This window comes from Cellulosimicrobium cellulans (genome assembly GCF_001722485.1).
Lineage (GTDB): Bacteria > Actinomycetota > Actinomycetes > Actinomycetales > Cellulomonadaceae > Cellulosimicrobium > Cellulosimicrobium cellulans_A.
Window position 1 is genome coordinate 1 of record NZ_LWGL01000157.1, and the last position, 7,064, is coordinate 7,064.

General features: G+C 72.0%; 8 protein-coding genes and 1 tRNA gene. 6 read left to right on the forward strand and 3 right to left on the reverse strand.

Annotated elements, in window-relative coordinates; all coding sequences use genetic code 11:
- The coding region (locus tag JZ5iCDA_RS14095; RefSeq protein ID WP_366246677.1) for a GTPase at window positions 1–1,086 on the reverse strand (1,086 nt) is incomplete at its 3' end.
- A 165-nt stretch (window positions 1,087–1,251) separates the two neighbouring features.
- Here JZ5iCDA_RS14095 and JZ5iCDA_RS14100 point away from each other — a divergent pair.
- Both JZ5iCDA_RS14100 and JZ5iCDA_RS14105 read left to right on the forward strand, forming a co-directional pair.
- Window positions 1,252–1,327, forward strand: a tRNA-Arg gene (locus JZ5iCDA_RS14100).
- A 197-nt stretch (window positions 1,328–1,524) separates the two neighbouring features.
- Window positions 1,525–2,034 (forward strand): hypothetical protein, encoded by a 510-nt coding sequence (locus tag JZ5iCDA_RS14105; RefSeq protein WP_069387741.1) that lies wholly within the window; start codon window positions 1,525–1,527, stop codon window positions 2,032–2,034.
- On the opposite strand, the gene JZ5iCDA_RS14110 is transcribed toward JZ5iCDA_RS14105, so the two are convergent.
- Entirely contained in the window at window positions 2,035–3,012 is a 978-nt protein-coding gene (locus tag JZ5iCDA_RS14110) for a tyrosine-type recombinase/integrase (protein ID WP_069387742.1), read from the reverse strand.
- A gap of 133 nt (window positions 3,013–3,145) precedes the next feature.
- Here JZ5iCDA_RS14110 and JZ5iCDA_RS14115 point away from each other — a divergent pair, with 133 nt between their 5' ends.
- Together JZ5iCDA_RS14115 and JZ5iCDA_RS14120 are read left to right on the forward strand one after the other, a co-directional pair.
- On the forward strand, window positions 3,146–3,508 hold the full coding sequence (locus JZ5iCDA_RS14115) for a hypothetical protein (protein ID WP_069387743.1): 363 nt from the start codon (window positions 3,146–3,148) through the stop codon (window positions 3,506–3,508).
- A gap of 322 nt (window positions 3,509–3,830) precedes the next feature.
- Window positions 3,831–4,220, forward strand: coding sequence for a helix-turn-helix domain-containing protein (locus tag JZ5iCDA_RS14120; protein WP_069387744.1), 390 nt, complete (start codon window positions 3,831–3,833; stop codon window positions 4,218–4,220).
- A 41-nt stretch (window positions 4,221–4,261) separates the two neighbouring features.
- Here the strand turns inward: JZ5iCDA_RS14120 and JZ5iCDA_RS19940 are convergent, their stop codons facing one another.
- Window positions 4,262–4,954 (reverse strand): SDR family NAD(P)-dependent oxidoreductase, encoded by a 693-nt coding sequence (locus JZ5iCDA_RS19940; protein WP_083260030.1) that lies wholly within the window; start codon window positions 4,952–4,954, stop codon window positions 4,262–4,264.
- Window positions 4,955–5,167: 213 nt separating this feature from the next.
- Between JZ5iCDA_RS19940 and JZ5iCDA_RS14135 the strand changes: the two genes are divergently transcribed.
- Window positions 5,168–6,379 carry a toxic anion resistance protein gene (locus tag JZ5iCDA_RS14135; protein WP_069387747.1) on the forward strand — a complete coding sequence of 404 codons (1,212 nt, stop codon included), beginning with the start codon at window positions 5,168–5,170 and terminating at the stop codon, window positions 6,377–6,379.
- A gap of 18 nt (window positions 6,380–6,397) precedes the next feature.
- On the forward strand, window positions 6,398–6,958 hold the full coding sequence (locus JZ5iCDA_RS14140; protein WP_069387748.1) for a hypothetical protein: 561 nt from the start codon (window positions 6,398–6,400) through the stop codon (window positions 6,956–6,958).
- Window positions 6,959–7,064: the final 106 nt, after the last annotated feature.

Consider the following 7,064-nt stretch of genomic DNA (forward strand, 5'->3'; position numbering starts at 1 on the left):
CGTGACGCGGTCGACCCGCTCGGCACCGATCACCTGCGCCCAGCGCGCCTCGAGCGCCCCGCGCGCGACGTCGCCCCGCAGGACCGCCTCCCGGGCGCGCTCGCGCACCGGCGGCAGCGCACCGGTCACCGCCGCGCGCAGGCGGTCGGCGGCCTCGACCTGCTGCTCGACCGCGTCCGCGACGCCCGTCGCCCAGGCCGGGAGCGCCGCGAGGGCCCCCTTGAGCGTGCGGACGATGACGGCGCGCGAGCGGTCGGGGCCGGCGAGCATCGTGAGCCAGCGCGCCACCGGCGCGACGACCGTGCGGTCCAGGAGGCCCTCGTGCGGGCCGACGTCGGGCACGACGAACAGCGGCACGCTGTCCATGCCGTGGTCGCGCAGGCGCTGCAGCAGGTCGCCGCGGACCGTGGTCAGCGTCTCGCGCGGCACGCGGTTGAGGACCATGGCGACGCTCGCACCGCGCTCCATCGCGCGCCCGAGCGCCTTCCACGGCAGCGCGTCGCCGTAACGGGACGCGGTCGTGACGAACAACCACAGGTCGGCCGCCTCGAGCAGGAGCCCGGCGGTCTCGCGGTTCTCCGACAGGAGCGAGTCGAGGTCGGGCGCGTCGAGCAGGGCGGTGCCCCGCGGCACGCCGTCGTGCTGGAGCACGCGCGACATGCGTGTCGCGGGGCCCTCGACGACGACGTCCGCGTCGAGCGGGTTGAACGCGAGGACGGGCTCGCGCGTCGTCGGGCGCAGCACGCCGGCCTGCGAGACCTCCTCGCCGAGCAGCGAGTTGTACAGCGTCGACTTGCCGGCGCCCGTCGAGCCGGCGACCACGACGACCGCGGGCGAGGACAGCTCCTTCAGGCGCGGCAGGAGGTGCTCGTCGAGCTGGGTGAGCAGGCGGTCGCGCGACGCGGCGGCCTCGTCGCGGCCCTCCACGGCGAGGGGCAGCTCGACCCGGGCGACGTCGCGGCGCAGGTCGCGTGCGACGTCGAAGACGGTGACGCCCAGCTCGTCCCCCTGGCCGGCCGGGCGGACGCCCGGCACGGCGTCAGGACCGGTGGCGCGCGGGCCCGTGGCGACGTCTGGGGTTCTCACGGGTTCATAGTGACGGCTCGGACCGACGCGGCAAAACGTACGCGCCGACCACGGCCGCCCGGATCGCCGCGACGGCCGGTGACGGGCGTCGTCGCTGGTGGTCGGGCGGACGGCGCCGGCCGCGGACCTCCCCAGCCGGGCCGCCGCCCACTACGATGGCTGCGCGCCTCGATAGCTCAATGGATAGAGCAACGGCCTTCTAATCCGTAGGTTGCAGGTTCGAGTCCTGCTCGGGGCACCACGCATGAACGCTGCAATCTCGGGCTTTTCGCTGCTCGCACGTCCGTTCGAGTTCGGTCCGCAGTGGCCGTTTGCTAACAATCCGCTACTCCGGAGCTTGGGGCGTCGTTCCGCGTCGTCCTCGAGTGTGGGTGGCGCCCTGTTCCATGGCGCGCAAGCGCGGGCCCGACGGGTCCCGATGACGTGAGGAGAGCAAGGGTGTCCATCGACCATCTGAAGGATCAGCTCCAAGCGATTGCAGACCTGATTGAGCAAGCCTCCGGCGCTTCCTTCCGACCCACCGGTCATCTCGCCTCGGCATTGAGGCACGCGACGAACGCGGATACCCCCGCGTTCGCTTCCATGTCGCTCGAGACTGGGGAGGGCAGCGCCGGCCGCGACGGAACGGTGGTGCTGTTCACAGAGCAGTTCGTAGCAGTCGCGGACGTTACCAACGCCCCCGACGCCCGCGGGTGGAGTTCTGAGCAAGGACCGGTGACCATCTCCGTGACGCGCCGAAGCGAACTTCGGTCACTCGCACTGGAAGTGGAAGCCCCTGGGGACATGCGTCAGGCCAGCCTGGCGTTCTACGAAGAGTTCCCGTGGCGGTCGACGATCGTCGCTACGTACGAGGGCCTCCCGACCCCAGTACGCATCCTCAACGGACAGACGCGCCTTGACGTCGGCGCGTTCTACAGCGAACTTGTCCAGGACCTTGCGTCCAAGTAGTCACGCTCCGTGGACGACGCGGGCGAAGACGTCGACCGCCTGCCCGTCGTCGTCGGGTATCGCGTCCGCGTAGACGTTGAGCGTGATGGAGGGGTCCTTGTGACCCAGGCGCTTCGCCACTACGTGCACCGGCACGCGCTCGCGCAGCAGGATCGTCGCGTGCGTGTGCCGGAGCTCGTGCAGCTTGATGCGCTGCAGCCCAAGGCCTGCCTGCGCGCGGAAGAACTCCTTTGAGACGTAGTCGGGCGCGACGGGCGTCCCGTCCTCCCACGTGAAGAGCAGCCCCTCTTCGTCGGCCCAGCCACCGGCGGCGAGCCGGTGCCCGGTCTGCTGCCGGCGGTGCGCCTTGAGTGCGGCGATGGTGCGCTTGTCGATCGTGACCTGGCGACGCTCGTGGTTCTTCGGCGTCCCGTAGGTGCGGGCCTGGCCGACCTGGGTGACGGACCGCTCGACCCGGACGAGTCCCGTGTCGAGGTCGACGTCCTCCCACCGGAGGGCGCAGATCTCGCCGCGTCGCATGCCTGTGGCCGCGGCGAGCGCGTAGAGCGGCGCGAGCCAGTTCGTCGAACCCCCGAGGAACGTGTGGAGCTGCGCGGCCGTCCACGTGGTGTGCTTCGGCTTCACGACCCGCGGCCGCTTTGTCCCCGTCACGGGGTTGACGTTCACGACGCGGCCGAGGACGGCGTCGTTCATCGCGCGTCGCAGCACGGACCGCGCGAACTCGACGGTGCGCGGCGACAGCGGCTTCCCGCCCTTCCCGCCGTGCTCGTACAGGTCGCGGAACATGACCAACAGCCGCACCGGTGAGAGGTTCTGCACCCGCTCGTGACCGATCGCAGGCTTGAGGTAACGCTCAATGTTCGCCCGGTAGGACGCCGCCGTCGACGGCTTGAGCTCGAGCTCGTGGCCGGCGATCCACTGGTCGAGCCACTCCCCCACAGTGAGGTTCTGCGGCGCCACGTAGGTGCCCTTGCCCATCGCCGAGAGGGCGTCCGCACGAGCCTCCTTCGCGTCCTTCTGAGTGCGGAAGCCAGAGACTTACCGGGGCTTCGTCTTGCCCGTCTCCGGATCGCGCTCGCGCACGACGTAGGACCACGTCGACCCGCGCTTGATGCTGCAGCGCATCTACACCGCGGCCCAGGAGGGCGGGGAGGCACTCGACGGGTTCGCTCGGGTCGCGAACATGTCCGCGACGGACTTCGCGAAGGCGTTCCGTGAGGACCCGATCCGGGCGCTCGACGCGTTCTCCCAGGGCCTCAACACCGTCGAGGCGTCCGGCGGCAACGTCGTGTCCACCCTGTCCGACCTGGGCATCAAGTCCCAGGAGGAGCAGCGTGTCCTCTGCAGCTCAAGGCGTCCGGCGACCTGCTCTCCGACTCGCTCGACCGGCAGGCCGTGGCGTGGGCGGACAACTCTGCACTCAACACGGCGCTACGCGCAGCAGCTGCACTCCTGCGCGCGCTGCACGCGATGAGGCCGCACGCGCTGTCGGCGCCGCTCGATTCTGCGCGTCCTGCGCGCGACGCTCGTACTGGATCGGCCGTGTTCCGACTTCTAATCCGTAGGTTGCAGGTTCGAGTCCTGCTCGGGGCACCGGAGTCGTGGTCGGCGCCCTCGCCGCGGGGGCAGGGGCGAGGGCGCCCGACGGCGAGGGCAGGGCGCGAGGCTCCTCGGTCGCCGTCGTGGCGACCGTACGCGGCGAGCTGGACGCCCGTCCAGTACGCGCCAGGGTGAAAGTCGGCCCTGTCGTGGTGTCGTGCGCGGGGAGCCGTGGAGCGCCCGTGCACAATCCGCGCATGCACTTGCAGTGGAGCGCCGGCGGGGACGGCTACGAGGCGAGCGCCACCGAGGGGACGTACCGGGTGGTGCCGCGCGGCGACGAGTGGTGCCTGGAGCGCCCGGGCCCGCGGACCACGCGGATCGGCGGGTTCACCACGCCCGCCGAGGCGATGGCGTGGGGCGCGGACCTGCACGCGGCGCGCCAGGGCGCGCTCCTGCAGACCGTCCAGCCGGGGTGGCCCACGGTCACCGAGTTCGCCCGGGAGATCGGTGTCCCCGCGTCCGTGCTGCGGTCGTGGCTCGCCGTGCACGAGCCGGGCACCTCCGGCGGCCCGCGCCGCCGGCTCGACCCGACGACGCGCGAGCGCGTGCGCGCCTACTACTCGACGGTCCCCGTCGCGTCCTGACCGGCGCCCTCGCGCGCACCGTCCGCGCAGCACGCCGCACGTCAGCTGACGATCGCGCCGCAGGACAGGTCGAGCACGGTCCCCGTCGACGCCCCAGCCGCGTCGGAAGCGAGGAAGACGGCGGCACCGGCGACCTCCGCGAGCCGGGGCAGCCGGCCGAGGAGCGTGTCGTCGACGAGCTCGGGGAGGTCCTCCTCACGCGCTCCCGCGGTCTCGGGCGTGAAGTTCGGCCGCAGCCCGACGACGCGCACGCCTTGGCGCCCGACCTCCCCCGCGAGCCCGCGGACGAGCGCCTCGACCGACGCGCACGCGAGGTTGAAGCCGCCCATCCGGTGCCGTGACTCCCGCGCCGCGGTCGACGACAGCAGCACGACGACGCCGGACCTCTGACGCACCATGTGCCGGGCGGCGGTCGTCGCGGTGAGGAAAGTGGGTCGTCGCCGCAGCGGTGACCGGCGCGAGGAAGTCGTCGAGGTCCATGTCGACGAGTGGCACGTCCTGCACGGCGTCGAAGGAGACGGCGTTGAACGACACGTCCAGGCTGCCGGCGCGCGCGACGACGTCGTCCGCGTGCGAGGCGACCGACCGTGCGTCCATGGCCGAGCCCATCGCCCCTGCCGCCCCGTAGACCACCGCGTTCTTCCCGGCGAGCTGCACGTCGCGCCTCCCTCCTTCGGCCGTGACGACCGCGCCGGCCGTCTCGCGTTCCGACGGCGCAGGGGGCGCGGACTCATCGGCCTGCGGGCGCGCGGCGGCGTGCATCGGCATGGGGACCTCTCACCCGCCCCGAGCAGGGAAAGGGTAAAGATCCGGCCAGCCGCCGTAGATATACTCGCCGGACCGGCCTCGGCCGGTTCAGCCCGGTTCGCCCGGGCCGGGGTCGCCGCCACGCGCTCCCGCCCCCGTCACCGACGGCGACCCGACGGACGCACGAGCGAAGGATCGAGATGACCGAGGCAGCACCGCTCCAGCCCCCCGAGACGCTCACGCTCACGGCCCCCGAGCCCGTGAAGCCGGTCGCCGCCACGCAGGCCCCCGCGATGGCGCCGCGCGTCGACGAGGCCGCGATCCCCGGTCTCGAGGCCAAGGTCGGCTCGTACCTCGACCAGCTGCTCGCGACGGACACCCGCAGCCCCGAGTTCGCCGCGAAGGCGGACGACGTGCGCAAGATGGGCGACGCCGACATCCGCGCCGCCGCCGACGTGTCCAACCGCATGCTGGAGATGCCGGTCAAGGAGCTGCGCGAGGGCGGCGTCTCCGACGGCTCGAAGGTCAGCAAGTCCCTGCTCGAGCTGCGCCGCACGGTCGAGGAGCTCGACCCGAGCGAGGCGTCGTTCGGCAAGAAGCTGCTCGGGATCATCCCGTTCGGCGGCAAGGTGCAGGACTACTTCCGCCGCTACGAGAGCTCGCAGTCCCAGCTCAACGCGATCGTCCAGTCGCTGTACAACGGCCAGGACGAGCTCCGCAAGGACAACGCCGCCCTCAACCTGGAGAAGCAGAACCTCTGGGACACGATGGCGCGGCTCAACCAGTACATCTTCATCGCCGAGCGCCTCGACACCGAGCTGTCGACGAAGATCGCCGAGCTCGAGACGACCGACCCCGAGCGCGCGCAGGCGCTGCGCGAGGACGTGCTGTTCTACGTGCGCCAGAAGCACCAGGACCTGCTCACGCAGCTCGCGGTGTCCATCCAGGGCTACCTCGCGATGGACATCATCATGAAGAACAACCTCGAGCTCATCAAGGGCGTCGACCGTGCCACCACGACGACGGTCTCCGCGCTGCGCACCGCCGTGATCGTCGCGCAGGCGCTCGCCAACCAGAAGCTCGTGCTGGACCAGATCACGGCGCTCAACACGACGACGTCGAACATGATCGCCTCGACGTCGAAGATGCTCGCCGACCAGTCGGCGACCATCCAGTCCCAGGCCGCGAGCGCGAGCGTGGGCCTGCCCCAGCTCCAGCAGGCGTTCGCGAACATCTACGCGACGCTCGACTCGATCTCGACGTTCAAGACGCAGGCGCTCGACTCGATGGCGCAGACCATCGGCGTGCTCGAGACCGGGACGACCAAGGCCAACGAGTACCTGGACCGCGCGCGCCGGTCCGACGTGTCCCTCGCCGCGGGCGACGGGTCGCTCGACCTCGGCCGGCTCTGAGCCGGGACGGACCTGGGCATGGGCTGGTTCTCCGACGTCGTCGCCCGTCTCGGCGGGCGCTCGCGCCCGTCCGAGCCCGGCGTCGCGCTGCCGCCGCCGCCGACGAGCGCGGACATCCTCGCGTCCGTGGAGCGCGTCGAGCGGCAGATCGAGGGCCGGGTGCCGCCGGCCGTCACGGCGCGCGTGCACCGCATCACCGGCACGGTCGAGGAGATGGTGCCGCGTCTCGACCGGCTCGGCGGCGGCTCGCAGCAGGCGCACACGGTCGTGGCGACGGCGACGAGCTACCTGCCCGAGGCGGTCGGCGCGTACCTGCGCCTCCCCCGGGACTTCGCCGACCGGCGCGTCGTCGCGCACGGCAAGACGTCGCTCATGCTCCTGTGCGACCAGCTCGACCTGCTCGGCGTGACCCTCGACAAGATCTCCGACGCCGTCTCGCGCGCGGACGCGGCGGCCCTCGTCGCGCACGGGCAGTTCCTCGCGGACAAGTTCCGCGACTCCTCGATCTCGCTGTCCCCCGACGCGGGCGCGGGCACGCCGCAGCCGCCCGGCGCGGCAGGACGCCTGGAGGCACCGTGACCGCCCGTCCTGATCTCGCCGGCGCGCTCGACACGCTCACCGACGTCGCGCGCACCGCCGGCGTCGACGCGGACGCCGCGCGCGACGAGGGCGCGCTCCTCGCGGC

Bases quoted from the DNA above. Each gene is read 5' to 3' on its own strand.
- JZ5iCDA_RS14110 (WP_069387742.1), bottom strand. From the start codon at position 3,012: ATGGGCAAGGGCACCTACGTGGCGCCGCAGAACCTCACTGTGGGGGAG.
- JZ5iCDA_RS14115 (WP_069387743.1), top strand. From the start codon at position 3,146: ATGCTGCAGCGCATCTACACCGCGGCCCAGGAGGGCGGGGAGGCACTC.
- JZ5iCDA_RS14120 (WP_069387744.1), top strand. From the start codon at position 3,831: ATGCACTTGCAGTGGAGCGCCGGCGGGGACGGCTACGAGGCGAGCGCC.
- JZ5iCDA_RS19940 (WP_083260030.1), bottom strand. From the start codon at position 4,954: ATGAGTCCGCGCCCCCTGCGCCGTCGGAACGCGAGACGGCCGGCGCGG.
- JZ5iCDA_RS14135 (WP_069387747.1), top strand. From the start codon at position 5,168: ATGACCGAGGCAGCACCGCTCCAGCCCCCCGAGACGCTCACGCTCACG.
- JZ5iCDA_RS14140 (WP_069387748.1), top strand. From the start codon at position 6,398: ATGGGCTGGTTCTCCGACGTCGTCGCCCGTCTCGGCGGGCGCTCGCGC.